The sequence below is a fragment of the Brevundimonas sp. genome (genome assembly GCF_018608325.1).
GTDB lineage: Bacteria > Pseudomonadota > Alphaproteobacteria > Caulobacterales > Caulobacteraceae > Brevundimonas.
On sequence record NZ_JABAZW010000079.1, the window covers coordinates 3,294 to 3,927 of the forward strand.

General features: G+C 70.3%; 1 protein-coding gene. It reads right to left on the reverse strand.

The genetic code is table 11. From position 1 onward, the window contains the following. On the reverse strand, positions 1–634 hold a 634-nt coding region (locus tag QZ281_RS08185), incomplete at both ends, for an isoaspartyl peptidase/L-asparaginase (RefSeq protein ID WP_292227003.1).

Sequence of the window (634 nt, forward strand, 5' to 3'; positions counted from 1 at the left end):
GTGTCCGGCTGATGAAGGAGGCTCTGGGATTCGAGGCACGTCAAGCCCGTCGACGCCTCCTCGCACGTTCCCTGATGGAGAAGCAGAGACAGATGCTGATGCAGGGGCGGGCGCGCGGGCAGGGGCAGGCCCTTGTCGCGCAGGGCCTTCAGCAGGGCCTGCCAGCGGCTTTCCGTGAAGAAGAAGCCGGCATCGACCTGCTCCAGACCGACCGAGGCGGCGAAGCTCTCGGCGCCCTCGCCGATCAGCATGACGTGGGGCGATTTCTCCATCACCGCCCGTGCGGCGGCAATCGGGTGGCGCGTGCGCGTCAGACCGGCGACTGCGCCTGCGGTCAGATCGGCGCCGTTCATCACGGCGGCGTCCAGTTCGTTCTTGCCGGCGGCGGTGAAGACCGCTCCGCGCCCGGCGTTGAACAGGGGGTTGTCCTCCAGAGACTGGATGGCGGCCTGCACGGCGTCGAGCGACGAACCGCCCTGGGCCAGAACTGCTGAACCGGCGTCCAGCGCCGCCTGCAGCCCCGCGCGATAGGCGGCGTCGCGTTCAGGCGTCAGGCTGGCGCGTTCGATCACGCCCGCCCCGCCGTGAATGGCCAGCGACCAGCGCGGCGTCTCCTGCGCAACAGCCGGGGCGG